This window comes from Pseudorhodoferax aquiterrae (assembly GCF_014652235.1).
GTDB classification, from domain to species: domain Bacteria; phylum Pseudomonadota; class Gammaproteobacteria; order Burkholderiales; family Burkholderiaceae_C; genus Pseudorhodoferax; species Pseudorhodoferax aquiterrae.
In genome coordinates this window covers 33,238-54,007 of record NZ_BMYK01000031.1, presented here as the reverse complement: position 1 = coordinate 54,007, position 20,770 = coordinate 33,238, and the positions used below count along the sequence as shown (strand labels likewise).

Annotated in this window: 18 protein-coding genes and 1 tRNA gene; 10 read left to right on the top strand and 9 right to left on the bottom strand. The window is 71.0% G+C overall.

Features of this window, described 5'->3' with window-relative positions; genetic code table 11:
• Complete coding sequence (locus IE209_RS28870) at positions 1-1,611, top strand: NAD(P)/FAD-dependent oxidoreductase (protein ID WP_189690335.1); 1,611 nt, start codon at positions 1-3, stop codon at positions 1,609-1,611.
• On the opposite strand, the gene IE209_RS28865 is transcribed toward IE209_RS28870, so the two are convergent.
• Genes IE209_RS28865 through IE209_RS28845 form a run of 5 tightly spaced genes read right to left on the bottom strand, consistent with a single transcriptional unit; the run spans position 1,598 to position 5,243 of the window.
• Complete coding sequence (locus IE209_RS28865; RefSeq protein WP_189690344.1) at positions 1,598-2,800, bottom strand: beta-ketoacyl-[acyl-carrier-protein] synthase family protein; 1,203 nt, start codon at positions 2,798-2,800, stop codon at positions 1,598-1,600. The two genes, IE209_RS28870 and IE209_RS28865, sit on opposite strands and share 14 nt — an antisense overlap.
• Before the next feature lie 2 nt (positions 2,801-2,802).
• Positions 2,803-3,048 carry an acyl carrier protein gene (locus IE209_RS28860; protein WP_145548064.1) on the bottom strand — a complete coding sequence of 82 codons (246 nt, stop codon included), beginning with the start codon at positions 3,046-3,048 and terminating at the stop codon, positions 2,803-2,805.
• Positions 3,049-3,061: 13 nt separating this feature from the next.
• Complete coding sequence (locus IE209_RS28855; RefSeq protein WP_189690334.1) at positions 3,062-3,739, bottom strand: phosphatase PAP2 family protein; 678 nt, start codon at positions 3,737-3,739, stop codon at positions 3,062-3,064.
• Entirely contained in the window at positions 3,739-4,515 is a 777-nt protein-coding gene (locus IE209_RS28850; protein WP_189690333.1) for a glycosyltransferase family 2 protein, read from the bottom strand. The genes IE209_RS28855 and IE209_RS28850 overlap by 1 nt, the downstream gene beginning before the upstream one ends.
• Positions 4,512-5,243, bottom strand: coding sequence for a lysophospholipid acyltransferase family protein (locus IE209_RS28845; RefSeq protein WP_189690332.1), 732 nt, complete (start codon positions 5,241-5,243; stop codon positions 4,512-4,514). Before IE209_RS28845 ends, IE209_RS28850 begins: the two co-directional genes overlap by 4 nt.
• Positions 5,244-5,538: 295 nt before the next feature.
• Here IE209_RS28845 and IE209_RS28840 point away from each other — a divergent pair, with 295 nt between their 5' ends.
• The gene (locus IE209_RS28840; RefSeq protein WP_189690331.1) at positions 5,539-6,297 is read left to right on the top strand and encodes a class I SAM-dependent methyltransferase; all 759 of its coding nucleotides are present in this window, start codon (positions 5,539-5,541) and stop codon (positions 6,295-6,297) included.
• Positions 6,298-6,357: 60 nt separating this feature from the next.
• Here IE209_RS28840 and IE209_RS28835 read toward each other — a convergent pair.
• Positions 6,358-6,434: transfer RNA gene (locus tag IE209_RS28835), tRNA-Pro, on the bottom strand.
• 56 nt (positions 6,435-6,490) lie between these two features.
• On the opposite strand from IE209_RS28835, the gene IE209_RS28830 reads away from it, so the two are divergent.
• The 4 genes from IE209_RS28830 to IE209_RS28815 all read left to right on the top strand — a co-directional run bounded on the left by IE209_RS28830 (position 6,491) and on the right by IE209_RS28815 (position 9,221).
• Entirely contained in the window at positions 6,491-6,886 is a 396-nt protein-coding gene (locus IE209_RS28830) for a DUF488 domain-containing protein (protein WP_189690330.1), read from the top strand.
• A 62-nt stretch (positions 6,887-6,948) separates the two neighbouring features.
• Complete coding sequence (locus IE209_RS28825; RefSeq protein WP_229883109.1) at positions 6,949-8,103, top strand: HPP family protein; 1,155 nt, start codon at positions 6,949-6,951, stop codon at positions 8,101-8,103.
• Between the two features lie 27 nt (positions 8,104-8,130).
• Entirely contained in the window at positions 8,131-8,586 is a 456-nt protein-coding gene (locus IE209_RS28820; protein ID WP_189690329.1) for a flavodoxin domain-containing protein, read from the top strand.
• An 11-nt stretch (positions 8,587-8,597) separates the two neighbouring features.
• Positions 8,598-9,221, top strand: coding sequence for a LysE family translocator (locus tag IE209_RS28815; RefSeq protein WP_189690328.1), 624 nt, complete (start codon positions 8,598-8,600; stop codon positions 9,219-9,221).
• 79 nt (positions 9,222-9,300) lie between these two features.
• Here the strand turns inward: IE209_RS28815 and dinG are convergent, their stop codons facing one another.
• Positions 9,301-11,502 carry an ATP-dependent DNA helicase DinG gene (dinG, locus tag IE209_RS28810; protein ID WP_229883108.1) on the bottom strand — a complete coding sequence of 734 codons (2,202 nt, stop codon included), beginning with the start codon at positions 11,500-11,502 and terminating at the stop codon, positions 9,301-9,303.
• Positions 11,503-11,997: 495 nt separating this feature from the next.
• On the opposite strand from dinG, the gene IE209_RS28805 reads away from it, so the two are divergent.
• On the top strand, positions 11,998-13,857 hold the full coding sequence (locus IE209_RS28805; RefSeq protein WP_189690327.1) for a sensor domain-containing diguanylate cyclase: 1,860 nt from the start codon (positions 11,998-12,000) through the stop codon (positions 13,855-13,857).
• Positions 13,858-13,895: 38 nt separating this feature from the next.
• Here IE209_RS28805 and IE209_RS28800 read toward each other — a convergent pair whose 3' ends face one another.
• Together IE209_RS28800 and IE209_RS28795 are read right to left on the bottom strand one after the other, a co-directional pair.
• On the bottom strand, positions 13,896-15,467 hold the full coding sequence (locus tag IE209_RS28800; RefSeq protein WP_189690326.1) for a phospholipase D-like domain-containing protein: 1,572 nt from the start codon (positions 15,465-15,467) through the stop codon (positions 13,896-13,898).
• A 65-nt stretch (positions 15,468-15,532) separates the two neighbouring features.
• Complete coding sequence (locus tag IE209_RS28795; protein ID WP_189690325.1) at positions 15,533-16,291, bottom strand: IclR family transcriptional regulator domain-containing protein; 759 nt, start codon at positions 16,289-16,291, stop codon at positions 15,533-15,535.
• 144 nt (positions 16,292-16,435) lie between these two features.
• On the opposite strand from IE209_RS28795, the gene pobA reads away from it, so the two are divergent.
• The 3 genes from pobA (at position 16,436) to IE209_RS28780 (ending at position 20,746) form a co-directional block, all read left to right on the top strand.
• Complete coding sequence (gene pobA / locus IE209_RS28790) at positions 16,436-17,614, top strand: 4-hydroxybenzoate 3-monooxygenase (protein ID WP_189690324.1); 1,179 nt, start codon at positions 16,436-16,438, stop codon at positions 17,612-17,614.
• Positions 17,615-17,710: 96 nt separating this feature from the next.
• Positions 17,711-19,468: a tannase/feruloyl esterase family alpha/beta hydrolase gene (locus tag IE209_RS28785; protein WP_189690323.1), complete on the top strand. Its 1,758-nt coding sequence runs from the start codon at positions 17,711-17,713 to the stop codon at positions 19,466-19,468.
• Between the two features lie 90 nt (positions 19,469-19,558).
• Complete coding sequence (locus tag IE209_RS28780; RefSeq protein ID WP_189690322.1) at positions 19,559-20,746, top strand: ABC transporter substrate-binding protein; 1,188 nt, start codon at positions 19,559-19,561, stop codon at positions 20,744-20,746.
• Positions 20,747-20,770: the final 24 nt, after the last annotated feature.

The following is a 20,770-nucleotide window of genomic DNA, read 5'->3' as shown; positions in this document are numbered from 1 at the left end:
ATGCACCACGACGTCGTGATCCTGGGCGGCGGGCTGGCCGGCCTGACACTGGCCCTGCAGCTGCGCCGCCGCATGCAGCACCTCAATGTGCTGGTGCTGGAGCGCCGCACCCACCCCTTGCCCGAGGCCGCGCACAAGGTCGGCGAATCCTCGGTCGAGATCCAGGCCCACTACCTGTCGCAGGTGCTGGGCCTGAAGGACTACCTCGCAGAGCGCCAGCTCAAGAAGTTCGGCTTTCGCTTCTTCTGGAGCGATGGCGCGCCCGACCTCACCGAAGTCACCGAGCTGGGCGCCAGCACCTTCCTGCCCACGCAGAGCTACCAGCTCGACCGCGGCATGCTGGAGAACGACCTCGCGCAGATGGTGCAGGCCGCCGGCGTGCAGCACCGCGACGGCGCACTGGTGCGCGACTTCACGCTGGGCCGCAAGGGCGAGCGGCATGCGGTGCGCTTCGACCATGGCGGCCAGGCGCACGAAGCCACGGCCGACTGGCTCGTGGACGCGAGCGGCCGCGCCGGCCTCCTCAAGCGTCGGCTCGATCTGGCCCAGACCAACGACCACGCGGCCCACGCCGTCTGGTTCCGCATCGACCGGCGCATCGACGTGGCCGCCTGGACGCAGGACGCCGAATGGCTGGCGCGCTGCAATCCGCCGAACCGCTGGCTCTCCACCAACCACCTGGTCGGCGCGGGTTACTGGGTCTGGCTGATCCCGCTGGCCTCGGGCTCGCATTCGGTGGGCATCGTGGCCGACCCGGCACTGCATCCGCTGGAGGGCATGAACAGCTTCGACAAGGCCATGGACTGGCTGCGCGTGCACCAGCCGCAGCTGCACGCCGACCTGGACACCAAGCGCGACGGCCTGCAGGACTTCGCGTTCTTCAAGCGCTTCTCCTACGGTTGCAAGAAGGTCTGGAGCGGCAGCGACCGCTGGGCGCTGACGGGCGAGGCCGGGCTGTTCCTGGACCCCTTCTACTCGCCGGGCGGCGACTTCATCGCCATCTCCAACAGCTTCGTGACCGAGCTCGTCGCGCAGGACCGCGCCAAAGCACCCGTGGGCATGCTGGCCCCCTTGTACGAGCGCATCTACTTCTCGCTGTACGAGGCCATGCTGCCGATCTACACGGGCCAGTACCCGCTGTTCGCCAGCGCCGAGGTGATGCCGCTCAAGGTGCTGTGGGACTACACCTTCTACTGGGGTGTGATGTGCCAGCTGTTCTTCCAGGGCAAGCTGGTGGAGGTGCAGACCATGGCGCGGTTGCAGGACGACCTGGCCTGGTCGCACCGCCTGAACGTGGCCGTGCAGCACTTCCTGCGGGCCTGGGGTGCCGTGGACGGCGGTGCACGGCCGCGCCGCATGCTGGACCAGGCCAAGCTCGCATGGTTCGCCGAAATGAACCGTGGCCTCGCCGACCGGCTGGACCAGGCCGCCTTCGATGCGCGGCTGCAGGCCAACCTGCAGCTGCTGCACCAGCTCGCCGAGCAGCTCATAGACCGCGCGCTGCGCCAGCACCCAGGCCTGCCGGCCGAGCCCCTGCGCGCCGTGATGGCGCAGCGGCCGGCCGCGCCTGCGGCGCAGAACCTCCTGTTTCCGAACCTCAGTCCCGCGTGAACAGCAGCACCGCATTGGTGCCGCCGAACGCGAAGGAGTTGCTGATCGCGGCCGCCAGCTGCGGCGCTGCCGCGCCCTCGGCAGGCACCAGCGGCACGCGGCATTCCGGATCCGGCGCGCTGCAATGGGCGTTGGGCGGCAGCCGGCGCTGCGCCAGCGCCTGCACCGTGACCACGGCCTCCAGCGCGCCGGCCGCGCCCAGCAGGTGGCCGTGCAAGGCCTTGGTGGAACTGACGGCCAGACCGGGGAGTGCATCGCCGAACACCTGGGCCAGCGCCTCGCATTCGACGAGATCGCCGGCCTTGGTGGCCGTGCCATGCGCGTTGCAGTAGCCCACGTCGCGCGGTGCCAGGTCGGCGCGGCGCAGTGCGGCATTCAAGGCGCGGGCCTGGCCGGCCGCGTCGGGTTTGGTGAGGTGAGCCGCGTCGCTGCTGATGCCCCAGCCGGCCAGCCGGGCGTGGATGCGCGCGCCGCGCGCGCGGGCACGTTCGGCCGACTCGAGCACCACGAAGGCCGCGCCCTCGCCCAGCGCGAAGCCGCTGCGGTCGGCCGCGAAGGGCCGCACGCTGGTGGCCGCCATGCCCTCGTCGAAGGCGGCCAGCGTGTGCATGGCCTGCCAGGCCAGCACCACGCCAGGCACGATCAGGGCCTCGCTGCCACCGGCGATCGCCACGTCGAGATCGCCGCGCTGCACGGCGGCGGCGGCCTCGGCGATGGCCACGGCGGACGAGGCGCAGGCCACGGAATAGGTCAGCACCGGCCCCAACACCTTGTGGCGCATCGCCACATGGGCGGCCGGCGCGTTGGGCATGAAGGCCGGGATGGTCAGCGGCGGCACGCGGCCTCCGCCGCGGTAGGCGGCCTCCAGCGCGGCGGCGCCGCCCATGCCGCAACCGGCATAGACGCCCAGGCGTTCCGGGGCCACATCGCCCGGCACGCCGGCGTCGCGCAGCGCCAGGTCGGCGGCGGCCACGGCCAGCTGGCTCACGCGGTCCACGCCGGTCAGCTGCATCTTGGTGAACCACTGCAGCGGGTCGAAGGCGACGGTGGCGGCACAGGCCGGCTTGGGCAGTTCGGGGAACACGGGCGCGATGGCCGAGCGGCCCTGCAGCAGGGCTTCGAACATGGCGGCGGCGTCCGAGCCATGGGGCGAGACCACGCCCAGGCCGGTGACGGCGACCGCCTGCATGCTCACGCGGCGGCCTGCTTGGCGGCGACGAGCTGGTCGACCAGGGCCGCGAATTCGGCCAGGGTGTCGATGCTGGTGTTGTCGTCCGGCACGGAGATGTGGAACTGGTCCTCCACCGCGAACACGAACTCGACCAGGGCCAGCGAATCGAAGCCCGACTCGCGCATCGAGGTTTCGGGCGTCAGGGTGGCGGCGTCGATGCCGAACTTGCTGTGGATCAGCTCCTGGAGAGCGGGCAGGGAACTCATGGTGGACGGTGTTCTACGGGCGGGGCGCATGATAGCCCGGCCTCGGGCGCCAGCGCAGCGAGGCCAGCGCGACCGCCAGCCCCAGGGCTGCGCCGCCCAGCACGTCCAGCGCCACGTGCTGGCGCACGGCCATGGTCGACCAGGCGATGAGCAGCGCCCAGACCCCGTTGGCCAGTCGCAGCGCAAGCGGCGCACCGGTCTCGCGCAGCACGGCGTGCAGCCGGATGCCCGTGAACACGGCCGAGGCCACGTGCATGGACGGGCTGGCGTTGCCGGCGGCGTCCACGCCTTCGAGCAGCGCAAAGCCCGGGTGGCCGCTGCGATCCAGCGTCAGCGGCGGCACCGCGGTCGGCCAGAAGTAGAAGATGAGCAGGCCGCCGCCCATGAGCACCACGGTCCACAGCCCGTAGACCAGCAGCTGCGCGAAGCCGCGCTGCAGCCCGGGCGCGATGCCGATGTAGAACCACAGCGACAGGTAGGGCCACAGCATGAGGGGCTGGAACGGCACCAGCGCGTCGACCCAGGTCAGCGGCATCACGGTGACCGGGTGCACCGGATTGCGCAGCAGCGCGAAATAGCCCACGAAAAAGGCCGTGGTCCACAGCGCGGTGCCGAGCAGCTTGAGCCAGAACAGCTCGCGCGCGCGGGACCAGAGCTCGGCCCGCCAGCCGGGGCGCGTGGGGCCGTGCATCAGGCTTGGAACGGCGGGCGCCGCGTGGCACGGCGCCAGGCCAGGAGCGGCAGGCGCAGCACGAACTCGAGCATGAGCCGAAAGTGCATCCAGCTCAGCAAGGCGTTGTCGCGGCCGTAGCGGAAGTGCGAGACGCCGCCCTCCTCGGCCGTCAGGTACTTGACGGGCGCGTCCAGGTTGACGGGCTTGACGCCACGCCAGGCCAGGCGCACGACGGCCTCGGTGTCGAAGTCGAAACGGCGCATCCAGGGCTGGCGCCGCATCAGGGCCACGAGCTCGGCGATCGGGTAGACGCGAAAGCCGTACAGCGAGTCGGCGATGCCGGCGCCCAGCGTCTCCAGGTTGGTCCACCAGTTCGACACGCGCCGGCCGCGCACGCGCAGCAGCGGTGCCGAGGCGTCGAACACGGGCCGGCCCAGCACCATGGTCTCGGGCCGCGCGAGCGAGGCCTGCATGAAGGCCGGGATCAGCGCGGCCGGGTGCTGGCCGTCCGAATCCATGGTCAGCGCATGCGTGAAGCCGGCCGCCTGCGCGCGCTCCAGCCCGTGCAGCAGCGCCGCGCCCTTGCCCACGTTGGCCGGCAGCGCGATGACCACGAGGCCCGGGTCCTGCGCGGCCATGGCCTGCAGGCCGGCCGGCGTGCCGTCCGTGCTGCCGTCGGTCACGACCCAGACCGGGTTCCACTGCGCGCGCGCGGCGGCCACGGTCTCGTAGACCTTGGGGCCGGTGTTGTAGCTGGGGATCAGCAGCACATGGGTGCGCGATGGCGTTGTCATGGGCGCAGTTCTTCGGCGAAGTAGTGTTCCAGCCGCTGGAGCAGCCCGGCATGGTCGGCCTCGGGTGCGAAGCGCTCGCCGAGCCGCACCCTGAAGCCCATCGGGAACTGCGGCGCACGCCAGATCGGCCAGCCCTTGCGCAGGTAGTCGGTATCGGTCTCGATGAACACGGTCTGGATCGGCACCTGCGCCATGTGCGCCATCAGCGTGATGCCGGGGCGGAACGGGTTGATCGGCGGGGCCACCGTGCGCGTGCCCTCGGGGAACAGCACGAGCTGGCCGCCGGCACGCAGGTTCTCCACCGCGCTGCGGATCATGCCGCGCGGCGGATCGTTGCGGATGTAGCGCGCCATGCGGGCGCCGGCGCCGAGGAAGGGGTTGCGCATGAGACTGGCGCGCATGATGCAGATGCCGCGTGGCACGCGTGCGACGATCAGCAGCGCGTCCAGCATGCAGGGGTGGTTGGCCGCGATGATCAGACCCTCGTCGCGCGACAGCGCGTCCAGCGCCCGGTAGTCGATGCGCATGAGGCCCAGCCACTGCGCGCAGGTCCAGAAGCCGCGGTAGACCGAGGAGATCGCCGCGCGGCCGACCACCGTGCCCTGCGCGCGCGGCAGCAGCGGATAGAGCAGCATGCACACCAGGTTCCATGTCAGCGACATGGCGCCCAGGTGCGCGAGCAGCAGGTAGAACAGCGTGCATTGCCAGAGCCGGCGCAGCATGCTCATGCCGCCCCGCCCGCCTGCGGCCACAGCGACGCCCGGAGAATTCTCGACACTGGCCAGCTCAGCCCCTTCCCGCCACCCACGCGGATGGGGCGGCCAGGATCCACCGCACGCCGGGCATGGCGTCGGTGCGTCGTTTGTTGGGATGGGTCAATGCGAGTCTCCGGAGGGACGGTGGGCTCCCGGCCCGAAGCGCGTGATTCTCCACGGTTTTTCGCGGTGCCTTCGGGGGCCCGGCGCGGCCGGTCTGCTACCAAACGTCACCCCCTGCGCTGCCGCTCCTGGGAATAATGGCGCGATGCATCACACAGGACAGGCGCCTTCCGCGTTGGCGCCGCACGCACCCTTGCGTGCGTATTACGCAGACGAGTCCGAACGCGACCGCTATCTGCGCCGCATCTTCGACGCCACCGCGTCCGACTACGACCGCATCGAACGCCTGCTGGCACTGGGCACCGGCCCCTGGTACCGGCGCACGGCCTTGCAGCGTGCCGGCCTGGGCAGCGGCGCGCAGGTGCTGGACGTGGGCATCGGTACCGGCCTGGTCGCGCGCGAGGCGCTGCGCTTGATCGGCCTGGAGGGCCGCCTGGTCGGCGTGGACCCCAGCCCCGGCATGATGGGCGAGGTGCGCCTGCCCCAGGTGGAACTGCTGCAGGGCCGCGCCGAGGCCCTGCCCCGGCCCGATGCCAGCCACGACTTCCTGAGCATGGGCTATGCGCTGCGCCACATCGCCGACGTGCACGCGGCCTTCGCCGAGTTCCACCGCGTGCTGCGCCCGGGCGGGCGGCTGCTGGTGCTGGAGATCACACGGCCCGAACACCGCGTGGGCCGTGCGCTGCTGCGGGCCTACATGCGCGCCTTCGTGCCGCTGGTCGCGCGCGTTGTCGGTCGCCGGCGCGACACCGCCGAACTGTGGCGCTACTACTGGGACACCATCGATGCCTGCATCCCGCCGGCCTCGGTACTGGCCGCGCTGCGCGAGGCCGGCTTCGAGCAGGTGCAGCGGCACACGGAGCTCGGGGTGTTCTCCGAGTACACGGCGCGCAAGCCGGGCTGAAGCGGCGCCAATGACAAAGGGCGTCCAGCAGCTCTGCCGGACGCCCTTGGCCGTCTTGGATGGTCGGAGCGAAAGGATTCGAACCTTCGACCCTCTGGTCCCAAACCAGATGCGCTACCAGACTGCGCTACGCTCCGAAGGGCGGCATTCTAACCTCGGCACCGGGCCGTTTTTGCCGCAGGAGACAAACAACATGAGCATCCGCATCGTTCGCCTCGGTTCGCCACGCGCGGCCGACGAAGGCCTGCGCATCGGCACGGTCCGCCGTCCGCCGCGCGGCGTGCCCAAGGCCGAGTTCGCCACACAGAACTGGTACGACTGCTGGTACCCCAACCTCGCGCCCAGCGCCGAGACCATGGCCCTGGGCCAGGCGGCCCAGGCATCCGGCGACGCCAAGGCCTGGGCCGGCTTTCGCAAGCAGTACCTGCGCGAGATGAACACCCCCGAGGCCAGCCGCAACCTGGACCTGCTGGCCGCGCTGTCGCATGGCGCCAACCTGTCGGTGGGCTGCTACTGCGAACACGAGGAACGCTGCCACCGCTCGCTGCTGCGCGAACTGCTCGCCGCGCGCGGCGCCGCCATCGCTTGAAAACATCACGCCATGATAGAGTTGCGGGTTTTCCGGATGCGCCGCCCGCGTCGCCATCGCGTTTGAATTCCTCCCCGCTCCTCGCGCGCCTGAAAGCGCTGGCCCACGGCTTGTGGACCACCGGCCTGGTGGCTGGCGGCCGCGTGAGTTCGCGCGAGATCGGCCGCGCCGCGCTCGGCAGCGCCGTAGGGATCCTCGTCGCCTCGCTGGTCGCGCATGCGCTGGCGCCGGGCCTGCCCGCGCTGGGGCTGATCGCGCCCATGGGCGCCACGGCCGTGCTGGTGTTCGCGGTGCCGGCCAGCCCGCTGGCCCAGCCCTGGTCGGCCGTGGCGGGCAACACCGTGTCGGCCCTGGTCGGCGCACTGTGCGCGCGCTACGCCGGCGACCTGGGCCTGGCCGCGCCGCTGGCCGTGGGCCTGGCCATCGCCGCCATGTTCGCCTTGCGCTGCCTGCATCCGCCCGGTGGTGCCACGGCCTTGCTCGCGGCGCTGTCGGGCGTGGAACCCGGCTTCGCGCTGTCGCCCGTGCTCATGGACACGCTGGTCATCGTGCTGGTCGGCGTGGCCTACAACCGGCTGACGGGGCGGGCCTACCCGCACACCGTGCCCCCGCGTCCGGCGGCCGCCACGGCTGCGCCGGCCCGCTTCTCGGCGGCCGATCTGGACGCCGCGCTGGCCCACTACGACCAGGTGCTGGACATCAGCCGGCAGGACCTGGAGCAACTGCTGCAGTTCGCCGAGGCCGCGGCTTACGAGCGCAAGTTCGGCGAGCTGCGCTGCCGCGACGTGATGTCCACGCCGCCGCTGACCGTGCCCTTCGGCTGCACGCTGGACGAGGCCTGGCGCCTCATGCGCGAACGCCGCATCAAGGCCTTGCCCGTGGTCGACCGGGCCCAGCGCATCGTCGGCATCGTGACCGTGGCCGACTTCATGAAGCATGCGGACTTCACGTCCATCGAGGGCCTGGGCGCGCGGCTGCGCAGCCTGATCCGCGCCAGCGGCCTCACGCACGACGACAAGCCGCACGTGGTGGGCCAGATCATGACGCGCCAGGTGCGCATCGCCAGCGCCGACCGCTACATCAGCGAGCTGCTGCCGCTGTTCTCCGAGGCCGGCCACCACCACATTCCGGTGCTGGACGAAGAGCGGCGCGTGGTAGGCGTGATCACGCAGTCGGACCTGATCCGCGCGCTGCACCGCACCGTGCGGGTCGGCTGAGCCGCTGTGCGCGGCTATGCTTCGCGCATGCAATTGAAGATCCTCGTCGGCACCGTGACCGGCAACGCCTTGTCCGTGGCCCAGGCCATCGAACTGTCCTGTACCGACCTGGTGGCCGACATCGCCGTGCTGCCCATGGACGGGCTGGACATCGGCGTGTTCGACGAGGACGCGCTGTTCCTGGTCTGCACCTCCACCACCGGCGCGGGCGACCTGCCCGACAACGCCCAGGCGCTGTACGCCTCGCTGCTGAACGAGCCGCGCTACCTGGGTTCGGTGCGCTACGGCCTCATCGCGCTCGGCGACGCGGGCGCCCATGCCGCCACCTTCGTCGAAGGCGGGCTGAAGTTCGATGCCGCGCTGCAGGACCTGGGTGCCAAGCGCATCGGCGAGGTCTTCACGCACGACGCCAGTGGCGCCGAGGATGCCGAGACCGCCGGCGTCCAGTGGTGCCGCGCCTGGCTGGCGCAAGCTCTGTCCTGAGACGCCCAACCATGACCCTCTCCACCTACCTGCTCTACCTGGCCGCCGTGCTGCTGCTGGTCGTGACGCCTGGTCCCACCATGCTCATGTGCATGACGCGCGCGCTGCACCACGGTCCGCGTGCAGCGATGACCAGCGTGGCCGGGTCGGTGACGGCCGTGCTGTGCGTGATGCTGCTGTCGGCCATGGGCCTGGGCGCGCTGCTGGCCTCCTCGGAGACGGCCTTCACGGTCGCCAAGACGTTGGGCGCGGCCTACCTGGTCTGGCTGGGCATCAAGACGCTGCGCAGTCCGGCGCCCGCACTGCAGGTCGACGCCGCCGCACTCCCGTCGCGCCGCTCGTTCTATCTGCAGGGCTTTCTGGTCGGCGCCAGCAATCCCAAGGCCGTGCTGTTCTTCGCAGCCTTCTTCCCGCAGTTCCTGGACCCGGCCGCGCCCATGCTGCCGCAGTTCGCGCTGCTGGCACTGAGCTTCATGGCGCTGGAGTTCGGCGTGTTGACGGCCTGCGCGCTCGGCGTGGCCCGGCTCGCGCCCTGGCTGGTGCGCAGCGGCCCGGCGCGCTGGATCAACCGCGTCTGCGGCAGCCTGTTCGCGCTGATGGGTGGTCTGCTGCTGTTCGCGCGGCGCGGCGCCTGAAGTCACTGGGGCACCCTTCGGCCTACGGCCTGTCCCGCCAGGCGGGAGCGAGCTTGCTTGGGGCGGCCCGGCGCGGCGCTCAATCCAGCGCGTGCATGCGCCCCTGCGCATCGCGCCGCCAGCGCGCGAACGGCGGCAGCGCGGCCAGCAGCCGGCGGCCGAAGGCGGTGGACACGAGGCGCCGGTCGTAGCAGTGGATGCTGCACTGATCGTCCTCGGTGCGGATGGCACGGCCGGCCCATTGCGCCAGCCGCATCGCCGTGGCCGGCAACACGAGTTCGACGAAGGCGTCGCGGCCGTTGGCGCGCAGCCAGGCCGCGCGCGTCTCGCCGACCGGATCGTCGGGCGAGGCGAACGGCAGCTTGGTGATGAACAGCTGCTCGCACTGCGCGCCGGGCAGGTCCATGCCCTCGCCGAAGGACTGCAGGCCGAACACGATGGACGGCCCGCCCGCCGCCACGGCCGCGCGGTGGCGCTCCAGCAGCACGGTGCGCGGCAGCTCGCCCTGCACCAGCACCAGCGCGCGCAGCGCCGGCGCCAGCGCGGCCACGGCCTGGCGCATCTGCTCGCGCGAGGTGAACAGCACCAGCGCGCCACGCCGCACCTCGGCCAGGTCGGCCTGCAGCAGACCCACCATCTCGGGCGTGAAGCGGGCCGCGTCCTTGGGGTCGGCGCGCGTCTCCGCCACGATGAAGCGGCCCTGGCGCGGGTAGTCGAAGGGGCTGGGGACGGCCAGCGTGGCCACGGCCTCGTCGCCGGCCAGGCCGGCCTCGCGCAGGAAGAAGTCGAAGGCATCGCCCGCGCGCAGCGTGGCCGAACTCAGGACCACGGCGCGCGCGCCGCTCCACAGCTGGGCGCGCAGGCTGCCGCCCGGCAGCACGTGGCTGGCATGGGCGCGCACGCGCGGGCCGCGCACGCCGCCGCCGTGCAGGCTGAACCACTTGGCGACCGGAGCGGCGGTATCCACCGGCTCCTGCAGCAGCAGCTGGGCTGTGGCATGCACCTGCTCCAGCCGCGGCGTGAGCATGCCCAACTGGGCGTAGAGCACGGACAGGCGGCGCGCCTCGTCGGGCAGGTCGCGGATCTGCGCGCGCAAGGCCTTGGCCACGCCCGACAGCGCCGCCATAAAGCTGTCGGCCATGGCGCTGACCAGTTCCAGGGGCTCGACCAGCACCTGCGGCAGCTGGCTGTCAGGCACGCGCACGCGGCTGCCGTCCGGGCCCTCGCGGGCCTGCGCGAACTCGGCCGCGTAGACGTCCAGCACCAGGCGCTGCAGGTCGTGCAGGCTCTGCTGCAGCTGGGCGGCCTGGCGCGGCGCGTCGGCCGCCTCGGGCACCAGCATCAGGCCGCCGATGCGCTTGCAGCGCGCGCCCAGGGTCTCGATCCAGGCCGTGGCCGCCAGATCCATGCTGCAGGCGAAACGCTCCAGCGCCACCGCGGGCAGATGGTGGGCTTCGTCGAGCACGAGCAGGCTGTTGTCCAGTGCCGGCAGATTGCGCCCGCCCAGCGAGGCCAGCAGCAGGTCGTGGTTGACGACGATGACCTGGGCGCCGACCAGCTCGCGGCGCTTTTCGAAGTAGGTGCAGCCGTTGAAGGCCGGGCAGTGCTTGCCGGTGCAGGAACTGGCCTCGGCCGCCACCGGCCACCAGGCCTCGGGCGCGGGCGGCTGGGCCAGGTTGTCGCGGTCGCCGTCCCAGTCGCGGCCCAGGCTCTTGGACAGTGCGCCGTAGAACTGCAGGCGCGCCTGCCGCTCGGCATCCGAGCCGGGCGGCAGGCCGTTGCCGTCGTCGCCCCCCTCGTCGGCGAACAGGTCGTCCTCGCCACCGCCCTCCTCGCCCGCCAGGCGCGCGAGCTTGAGCTTGCAGACATAGCGGCCGCGGCCCTTGGCCAGCGCGAAGCGGAAGGGCTCGTCCATGGCCGCCGCCAATGCCGGCAGGTCCTTGAGCACCAGCTGTTCCTGCAGCGCCACGGTGGCCGTGGAAATCAGCACGCGGGTCTTGCGCGCCAGCGCCAGCGCGATGGCGGGCGCTGCGTAGGCCAGCGACTTGCCCACGCCCGTGCCGGCCTCGACCACGGCGATGGCGCGTTCAGGCTCCTCGCCCTCCTCGACCTGGCCCAGTTCGCCGGCCGCGAAGGTGCGGGCCACGCATTCGGCCATCTGGCGCTGGCCGGCACGCGCGCGCAGGCCGGTGGCCCGCGCGAGCACGCGGTCGAACGCCGCCAACGCGTCCTGCGCCAACCTGGCGGGTGCGGGAATGGGAGGATCTGTCAGGGGAGGCACGGACGGGGACTGCACAAGCGCTGCGCCGCCGCCAGGGGCTGCGGCCACAGGCGCGGGTCGCAAGTGTAGGGGGTACCCGACCCACGGTCGGTACGGACCTCGGCGCCGAGCCGCCGCACGCACCGCATCCCGTCCGCAAGTCCGCTTTTCGCAAGCCGGAATTTCAGCTGTTTTGCGGATAAAGTGCGCCGCAAGTTTTGCACCGGGTCAACCCGTTCGCAGCCGGTGCCCTGCTGAGAACGTGTGAACGAACCGCTCACACCCACGCGAGGCCCCCGATGAGCAGCCGTTTCCATCATGATCGTTGCGCCCGGGGCCTCGCCCTTCGGGCCGGGGCGCGCCAGGCCGCATGCGGGCGTTGCGGTCCTTGCCCGGGCACGAGCCCGGGCGGCGGCCCGCGCCTTCGCCTGCGGCCCGCCGCACCCCGTCGTGGGCGCGATCGGTTCATTCACACGTTCTGAGAGGAACCCGACGGTGGTAGACAGGCTGGTCCGGATGCCCACGCGTCCGCTGTGGCAGACCGCGGTGTGGACCGCCGTGGGCGCGCTGCTGATCGGCCTGGCCCTGTTCGCGGCGACCTGGGCCAGCCTGGACGCGGCCCGGCGCAGCGACCTGGCCCGTGCAAGGGATGCCGCCGACAACGTGGCCCATGCGCTCGGCATCGAGATCGCTTCCGAATTGCGCCTGGTGGAGAACGCGCTGACCAGCGTCGCCCTGGACTACCGGCACCAGACCGACACCCGTCCTGCGGCCGAGCGTCTGCGTGCCGCCGTCGCGGAGCAGCACGCGCTGGTGCCGTTCGCGAGCGCCCTGCGCGCCACGGATGCGGCAGGTGCCGTGGTGGTCGGCCTGCCGCAGGGCAGCGCGCCGGTCTTCGTGGGCGACCGCGACTACTTCGTGCAGGCGCGTGCTGCACCGGGCGCCATCGTCTCCGAGCCGGTGTTCAGCCGGCTCACGCAGGAATGGGGCATCGTCGTGGCATTGCGGCTGCAGTCCCGGTCCGGGGAGTTCGGTGGTGTGGTCTACGCGGTCCTGCTGGCCAGCCATTTCCAGCGCCTGTTCGCCCAGATGTCGGTCGGCGAAAGCGGCGCCATCTCGCTGCGCACGGACACGCTGGCTCTGGCAGCGCGCTACTCGGCCGCCGAGCCGCACTCCACACGCGGCCTGGGCGGGCGTGAGGTGTCAGCGGAACTGCAGCGTGCCTTCGCCCAGCGCCGCGAGGCCGGCTGGTACATCACGCCCACCGCGCTCGACCAGGTCGAGCGCATCACGGTCTACCGCCGGGTCGCGGGCTACCCCCTGACCGTGCTGGTCGGCCTGGGGACGGAGAACTACCTCGCGCCATGGGCCAGCAGCGCGCGGCGGCACTGGAGCATCGCCGGTGCCACCTTCGGCCTGGTGGTCGCGGTGTTCGGCTTCATGCTGCTGCAGCACCGCCGCCAAGCGGCGATCACCACCTACGCCTCGCGTCTGGCGCGCCAGCAGAGCCTGATCCTGGACAACGACATGATCGGCATGGTGCGCGCCCAGGACCGCCGGATCCTGTGGGCCAACCGCGCGGTGGAGCGCCTGCTCGGCCATGCGCCCGCCGGCCTGACCGGCCAGTCCACGCGCATCCTGTACCCCAGCGACGCCGCCTTCGAGGAGACCTGGCGCGCGGCCGAGCCCGCGCTGCGGCGCGACGGACGCTTTCGCACCCAGCTCAAGCTCGCGACCCGCACCGGCGGCGCACTGTGGGTCGATCTGAGCGGCGCGGCCCTCAACGACACCGAATCGATCTGGATGATCGTGGACATCGACGCGCTCAAGCACAGCGAGGAGCAGGCCCAGCACCTGGCCCTGCACGATGCACTGACCGGCCTGGCCAACCGGCGTCTGTTCGAGGACCACTTGCGGCGCAGCGCGGCCCAGGCCCGCCGGTCGGGCCAGGCCTTCGCGGTCTGCTACATGGACCTGGACGGCTTCAAGCCCGTCAACGACAGGCACGGCCACGAGGCCGGCGACGCGGTCTTGCGCGCGGTGGGCCTGCGCCTGCACAACGAACTGCGCGCCAACGACACCGTGGCCCGCCTGGGCGGTGACGAATTCGCCTGGATCCTCTCGGGCGTCACCGACGCGCAGGACGTGCGTCCGGTGCTGCAGCGTTGCATGGAAGCCGTGGAACGGCCCATCGCGCTCGAGGACGGGACACCGGTCACGGTGGGCTGCAGCATCGGCGTGGCGCTGAGCGCCGTGCTCGGCACGGACGAACAGGAACTCCTGGCCGCGGCCGACGCCGCCATGTACGAAGCCAAGGAGGCCGGGCGTCGGCGCTGTGCCTTCGCCGCCACGGGCATGGGACCGGAACGGCCCTGATGCGTCTTGTTCGCCGGCGCTGCACCAGCGCTGAAGCATCAGAGCTGCTCCTCCCCGACGAACAGCGAACTGAACCAGTTCCAGAGCTCGGCGATCCAGTTGGTCCCCGGGTTGTCGTGGTGCACGGTGAAGCCGCCGTCCTCGCGCGGCTCCAGCCACTCCACGCGGCCGCTGTCGGACAGCCGCAGCCGGTAGGCCGACTGGAAGCCGCGCGCCGGGATCAGCCGGCGGAATTCGCGCACGACCTCCGCGCTCTCGACCACCAAACCGATCTCGGTGTTGATGCGGGCCGAACGGCTGTCCAGGTTCATCGATCCGACGAAGATGCGGTCGTCGTCCACCACCGAGATCTTGGCGTGCAGCCGCGAGATCGAGGTGCCGAAGGCACCCAGGTGCGTGGTGTTGCCGCGGTGCGGCGCCACCTCGTAGAGCTCGAAGCCGAGCTTGAGCAGGTCGTCTCGGTAGCGCGCATAGCCCAGGTAGACCAGCGGCTCGTCGGTGGAACTCAGCGAGTTGGTGTAGATCGTCACGCGGATGCCGTTGCCCACCGCGCGGCCCAGGCGCTGCATGCCCAGCCGCCCGGGAATGAAGTACGGGGAGATGATGAGCAGCTGCGAGCGCGCCGAGTCCATGAGGTCCAGCACATGCTGCGTCACGCTGCCCGCGAGCCGCGCGTCGGCGTCGAGGCGCGTGATCTTGTCGGGGTCGTCGACGAGCACGCTGGCCTTGGCGAACATCAGGTCCAGCCGGCCCTCGGCGAGTTGCCGGTGCACGGGTGTCTTGCCCAGCACGTCGTGCGGACGCACTTCGAGCGGCGGCGCCTCGGGCCCGACGATGGCGTCGAAGCGCCGGCGCGCCTCCTCGGGCGCCAGCAGCGGTGGCACCACCTGCTCGATCGGCCAGACATGGGCGCTGTTCCAGTACAGGTCGAACGCGGCGGACTGTTCGCGCACCACGGGTCCGGTGGCCAGCACGTCGGCGTCGATGAAGTTCGCCGTCTCGCTCTGCATGAAGTACTCGTCGCCGATATTGCGCCCGCCCGCGACCGACATGCTGTTGTCGGCGATGAACAGCTTGTTGTGCATGCGGTGGTTGATGCGCGAGAAGACCGATGCGGAGCCGATGAAGCGGCCCACGAAGCTGCCCTTGCGCTCTGGCAGCGGGTTGAACAGACGGACCTCGACGTTGGGGTGGGCGGCCAGCGTGCCGAACAGTTCGTCCTGCCCCGCCGTGTAGAAGTCGTCCACGAGCAGGCGCACGCGCACGCCGCGCGCCGCCGCATCGCGCAGCGCGCGGAGCAACCGGAAGCCCACGCTGTCGCTCTGCAACTGGTAGTACTGCAGGTCCAGCGACTTCTCGGCGCTGGCCGCCAGCGCCAGCCGCGCATCGAGCGAGAACGGGCCTTCCGGCAGCATGCGCAGGCCGGACTTGCCCATGGCCTGCGCCGGTGTGCTGGCCGCCGCCACCCGCGCCAGCTGCGTGGCGCCCACCTCGGTCAGCGCGTGCGTCGGCGGCGGTGCCTGGCGCGCCGGCAGCACCGCACAGCCTGTGAGCCAGGCCACGCACCAGGCGAGCAGGCAGGCCAGCAGCAGCGATCTTGGGGTGGTCATGGTTCGGCTGCGCAGAAGGGGGCGGTGAGCATCCTAGCTTGACCGCGGTCAAGCGAACAAGCGCGCTACAACAGCCCGCGCAGCTCCCGCGCCGCCTCCAGCATGGCCGGCAGCAGTTCGCGCTCCATGGCCTCGCGCCCGGTGCGCGCGGGCGAGGCCACCACGTTGAGCGCGGCCACGGTGCGGCCCTGCATGTTGCGCAGCGGCACGGCCAGCGCGTGCACGGCAAGTTCGTGCTCCTCGATGGCCACGCAGTAGTCCTGGCGGCGCACCTCGTCGATGAGTTCGCGAAAGCGCCTGGCCTCGGTCACCGTGTGCACGGTCAGCCGGGCCAGCGCCCTGCCCTTCATCCAGGCGCTGAAGGCCGCGCGCGTCTCGGCCGCCAGCAGCACGCGGCCCGTGGAGGTGGCGTGCAGCGGCAGCCGCGCGCCCAGGTGCAGGCCATAGGCCAGCATGCGCAAGGTGCCGCTGCGCGCCACGATGACGACCTCGTCGCCGTCGCGCACCACCGCGGAGAAGGATTCGCCGGTCTGCGCCGCGAGCCGGTTCAGCGTGGGCTGGATCGCGCGCGGCAGCCGTGCCGAAGCCAGGTAGCTGCCCGAAAAGCGCAGCACCTTGGGCGCCAGCCAAAAGTAGCTGCCGTCCGTTTCCAGATAGCCCAGGTGGGCCAGCGTGAGCAGATGGCGCCTGGCCGCGGCGCGCGTGAGGCCGGCACGCTGCGCGGCCAGCGTGGCGTTCAGACGCTGGCGCTCGGTGTCGAAGCTCTCCAGCACGGCCATGCCCTTGGCCATGCCTTCGATGAGGTCTGCTTTGGCGATGCTCATGGAGGAGGCGGAAAGTTCCGCAGTACTGCGCGATGATCGCGCAGCCAGGCCGATGATCGCACAACGCCGTGGTGCCGCCGCCCCGTGCCGGGGCCGGCCGCCCTACGCTCGTGGCATTCCCATTCGCTCCAGCGGAGACATTCCATGCGCACCCAAGTCGCCATCATCGGCGCCGGCCCTTCCGGCCTGCTTCTCGGCCAGCTGCTGCACAAGGCCGGCATCGCCAACGTGATCCTCGAACGCCAGAGCGGCGACTACGTGCTGGGACGCATCCGCGCCGGCGTGCTCGAGCAGATCACCATGGACCTGCTGACGGCGGCCGGTGTGGACCAGCGCGCACGCGCCGAAGGTCTGCCGCACGACGGCATCGAGCTGCTGTTCAAGGGCCAGCGCCACCGCATCGACCTGCTGGGCCTGTCGGGCGGCAAGCGCGTGACGGTCTACGGCCAGACCGAGGTCACGCGCGACCTCATGGAGGCGCGCGCCGCGGCCGGCCTGCAAACCGTCTACGAGGCCAAGGACGTGGCGCTGCACGACTTCGACGGCGCGAGCCCCAGCGTGAGCTGGACGCAGAACGGCGAGCGCCGGACGCTGCAGTGCGACTTCATCGCCGGCTGCGACGGCTACCACGGCATCAGCCGCCAGAGCGTGCCCGCGGGCGCGGTCACCGAGTACGAGAAGGTCTACCCCTTCGGCTGGCTCGGCATCCTGGCCGACGTACCGCCGGTCTCGCACGAGCTGATCTACGCCAACACCGAACGCGGCTTCGCGCTGTGCAGCCAGCGCAGCGCCACCCGCAGCCGCTACTACGTGCAGTGCAGCCTCGATGAGAAAGTGGAGCACTGGAGCGACGAGGCCTTCTGGGCCGAACTGCGCAGCCGGCTCGACCCCGAGGCGGCCGACAAGCTCGTCACGGGCCCTTCGCTGGAAAAGAGCATCGCGCCGCTGCGCAGCTTCGTGGCCGAGCCCATGCGCTTCGGCCGGCTGTTCCTGGCCGGCGACGCGGCCCACATCGTGCCGCCCACGGGCGCCAAGGGCCTGAACCTGGCGGCCTCGGACGTTGGTTACCTCTGGCATGCGCTGCGCGAGTTCTATGCCGACAAGAGCACGAGCGGCATCGACCACTATTCCGCCACCTGCCTGCGCCGCGTCTGGAAGGCCGAGCGCTTCTCCTGGTGGTTCACCTCGCTCATGCACAAGTTCCCCGACACGGGCGCCTTCGGCCAGAAGATCCAGGAGGCCGAGCTCGACTACCTCGTGAAGTCGCATGCGGCCTCGACCGCGCTGGCCGAGAACTACGTGGGGCTGCCGGCCGCCTGGTGAGGCACCACTTAACACCCATCGATGAAAGGACTGCCAACGCACGAAACGCCACGCGCCACCGTCTGAGTCAGAACGCACAACCCACCAGGAGACAAGATGCAGACATTGCCATCGGCGCTGCCCGCGCAGCGCCAGACCCTCGCCGCCCTCGCCATCGCGGCGACCCTCACCGCCTGCGGCGGCAGCGACGACGACGACAGCTTCGCCACACCGCTGGTGGTGGCCAGTCCCGCCAGCGCCTGCGCGGCGATGGCCGGCCAGTCGGTGCAAGCCGGCAGCATCGGCGAGCCGACGACGGGCGCCACCGTCAAGTCCGCCACGCTCAAGGCCGCGGTGGCCGATGCGCCCAACGCTGGCGGCACCGCCACCGTGCTCGGCACGCCCGAGTACTGCGAACTGCTCATCGAGATCAAGCCCGTGGACCCCGCGGCCCCGCTGATCAACACCCAACTCAACCTGCCCAGCAGCTGGAACGGCAAGAAGCTGCAGTTCGGCGGCTCGGGCTACAACGGATCGCTGGTCACGGGCCTGGACGCCAGCCGCAACGCACCGCCCGACGTGCCGCGGCCCATCACGCGCGGCTACATGACCACGGGCACGGACTCGGGCCACCAGAACCAGGCCGGCGTGGAAGCCTACGCCTTCGCGTTGAACCAGGAGGCGCTGGTCAACTTCGCCTACGCGGCCTACAAGAAGACGCACGACGTGGCCGTCGAACTGGGCCAGCGCTACTACGGCAAGCGCCCCCTGCGCAGCTACTACATGGGCGGCTCCGAAGGCGGGCGCGAGGCCATGGTGATGGCGCAGCGCTACCCCGCCGACTACGACGGCATCGTCTCCATCGACCCGGTCATGAACTGGACCGGGCTGCAGACCTTCGGCAACTGGATCGGCGGCATCCGCCAGAGTGCGCCGGGCGCTTGGCTGGGCGGCAAGACGCAGCTCGTGCACGACACCGTCACGGCCGCCTGCGACAGCCTGGACGGCATCGCCGACGGCGTGGTCAGCCACTATGCGGCCTGCAAGCCCGTGGCCGAGGCCGCGCTGGCGGCCAAGGCCTGCGCGTCGGGCACCGACGAGGGCGCCAGCTGCTTCTCCACCGCCCAGCTGGCGGTGATCGCGTCCGCGCATGCGGGCTACCAGTTCAGCTTCCCGGTGGCCAACGGCATGCAGGCCTACGCCGGCTTCGCCTTCGGCGGCGAGGGCCTGGCCGGCAACTGGTCGAACTGGCTGGTGGGCACGGCGCCGCCGACCGACGGGCCCACGGCCAACGGCATCAACCAGGTCTACCGCTACGGCAATGGCTACGTGCGCTACTTCATCGCGCAGAACGCCGCCTTCGACCCGCTGACCTACGAGCCCGCCAATTTCCGCGAGCGCGTGCTGCAGGTCTCGCAGTGGATGGACGCCACCAACCCCGACCTGTCGGCCTTCCGTGCGCGCGGCGGCAAGCTCATCCTGCGCGAGGACATGAGCGACACGGCGCAAAGCCCGCTGACCGGCCTGAACTACTTCGACGCGGTGGTTGCGCGCATGGGCGCCGGCCAGGTCGGCGAGTTCTTCGCGGCCTACGCCGCCACCGGCCTGCCGCACACGTCGGGCGGCGTCGCGGCCGGTGCGGCCAACGCGCCCAGCTACGGCATCCCGGGCCGCGTGGACCTGCTGTCCGTGGTGGAAGACTGGGTGGAGAAAGGCGTCAAGCCGGCCACGCAGTACACGCTGAGCAACAGGAACGCGCTCGCGCCGTTCGCCGAGATCGCGTCCAAGCCCATGTGCCAGTACCCGCTGTACCCGCGCTACACCGGCACGGGCAGCGGCGCGGCGGCCGCCAGCTTCAGCTGCGTGGCCCACTGAGCGCCAGCGACGAAAAATAGTCGCTTTGGACGATGCCGTCTCCGAGCGGCGGTCACTACCGTGGCCGCTCCCAACGACAACGGAGACGACATGCACCACCCCATCCAGCGCCGCGTCCTGGTGCTCACGCTCGCCACGGCACCGCTGGCGGGCCGGGCACAGGCGAAGAAGTACGGCCCCGGCACCAGCGACACGGAGATCCGCATCGGCCAGACCCTGCCCTACAGCGGGCCGGCCTCGGCCTATGCCCAGCTGGGCCGTGCCGAAGCGGCGCACTTCAAGTTCCTCAACGACAACGGCGGCATCAACGGCCGCCGGATCACCTTCCTCTCGCTCGACGATGGCTACGCGCCGCCCAAGGCCGTGGAACTCACGCGCAAGCTCGTCGAGCAGGACGAGGTGGCACTGATCTTCGGCGTGCTGGGCACTTCGGTGAACGTGGGCACGCGGCGCTACCTGAACCAGAAGAAGGTGCCGCAGCTGTTCATCTCGGCCGGTTCGGACACCTTCGCCCAGCCCGCGCAGTACCCCTGGACCATGGGCTGGCAACCCACGCTGCGGGCCGAGGCGCGCTTTTACGCCCAGAGCATCCTGGCCGAACGCCCGGACGCGAAGATCGGCGTGCTCTACCAGGACGACGACTTCGGCAAGGAACTGCTGGCCGGCCTGACCGATGGCCTGGGCGACAAGGCCAGGCAGATCGTCGCGTCCCAGAGCTTCCAGGCCACCGACCCGACGGTGGACTCGCAGCTCATCACGATCAAGGAGAAAGGCGCGGACACGCTGATGCTGTTCGCCTATGCGCGCCACGCGGCCCAGAGCATCCGCAAGGCCGCCGACCTGCGCTGGCAGCCCGACATCTACCTGCACCTGGGCTCGGCCTCGGTCAGCGCCACGCTGGCGCCGGCAGGCCTGGAGAACGCGACCAAGGTGCGCACGGCCGGCTTCATCAAGGACATCACCGATCCGCAGTGGGCCAACGATCCGGACCTCGCGCCCTTCGTCGCCACGATGAAGAAGTACCAGCCCGACGCCGACCTCAACGATGCGCTCTACACCATGGGCTGGGCCATCGCGCTGACCCTGGAGCAGGTGCTGCGCCAGTGCGGCGACGACCTCACGCGCGAGAACATCATGCGCCAGGCCGCCAACCTCAAGGACTGGCGCAACCCCGCGCTGCTGCCCGGCAGCCTGATCACGACCTCGCCGACCGACTACCGCGTGGTCGAGTACATGAAGCTGCAGCGCTTCAACGGGAAGACCTGGCAGCTCGTCTAGACATGGCGCGGCGACCAGCCGGCC

Excerpts from the sequence above, each read along its gene's own strand:
- IE209_RS28870 (WP_189690335.1), top strand. The coding sequence starts at position 1 with ATGCACCACGACGTCGTGATCCTGGGCGGCGGGCTGGCCGGCCTGACA.
- pobA (WP_189690324.1), top strand. The coding sequence starts at position 16,436 with ATGCGCACCCAAGTCGCCATCATCGGCGCCGGCCCTTCCGGCCTGCTT.
- IE209_RS28780 (WP_189690322.1), top strand. The coding sequence starts at position 19,559 with ATGCACCACCCCATCCAGCGCCGCGTCCTGGTGCTCACGCTCGCCACG.
- IE209_RS28845 (WP_189690332.1), bottom strand. The coding sequence starts at position 5,243 with ATGAGCATGCTGCGCCGGCTCTGGCAATGCACGCTGTTCTACCTGCTG.
- IE209_RS28840 (WP_189690331.1), top strand. The coding sequence starts at position 5,539 with ATGCATCACACAGGACAGGCGCCTTCCGCGTTGGCGCCGCACGCACCC.
- IE209_RS28830 (WP_189690330.1), top strand. The coding sequence starts at position 6,491 with ATGAGCATCCGCATCGTTCGCCTCGGTTCGCCACGCGCGGCCGACGAA.
- IE209_RS28850 (WP_189690333.1), bottom strand. The coding sequence starts at position 4,515 with ATGACAACGCCATCGCGCACCCATGTGCTGCTGATCCCCAGCTACAAC.
- IE209_RS28785 (WP_189690323.1), top strand. The coding sequence starts at position 17,711 with ATGCAGACATTGCCATCGGCGCTGCCCGCGCAGCGCCAGACCCTCGCC.
- IE209_RS28795 (WP_189690325.1), bottom strand. The coding sequence starts at position 16,291 with ATGAGCATCGCCAAAGCAGACCTCATCGAAGGCATGGCCAAGGGCATG.
- IE209_RS28805 (WP_189690327.1), top strand. The coding sequence starts at position 11,998 with ATGCCCACGCGTCCGCTGTGGCAGACCGCGGTGTGGACCGCCGTGGGC.
- IE209_RS28820 (WP_189690329.1), top strand. The coding sequence starts at position 8,131 with ATGCAATTGAAGATCCTCGTCGGCACCGTGACCGGCAACGCCTTGTCC.
- IE209_RS28865 (WP_189690344.1), bottom strand. The coding sequence starts at position 2,800 with ATGCAGGCGGTCGCCGTCACCGGCCTGGGCGTGGTCTCGCCCCATGGC.
- IE209_RS28855 (WP_189690334.1), bottom strand. The coding sequence starts at position 3,739 with ATGCACGGCCCCACGCGCCCCGGCTGGCGGGCCGAGCTCTGGTCCCGC.
- IE209_RS28800 (WP_189690326.1), bottom strand. The coding sequence starts at position 15,467 with ATGACCACCCCAAGATCGCTGCTGCTGGCCTGCCTGCTCGCCTGGTGC.
- IE209_RS28860 (WP_145548064.1), bottom strand. The coding sequence starts at position 3,048 with ATGAGTTCCCTGCCCGCTCTCCAGGAGCTGATCCACAGCAAGTTCGGC.
- IE209_RS28815 (WP_189690328.1), top strand. The coding sequence starts at position 8,598 with ATGACCCTCTCCACCTACCTGCTCTACCTGGCCGCCGTGCTGCTGCTG.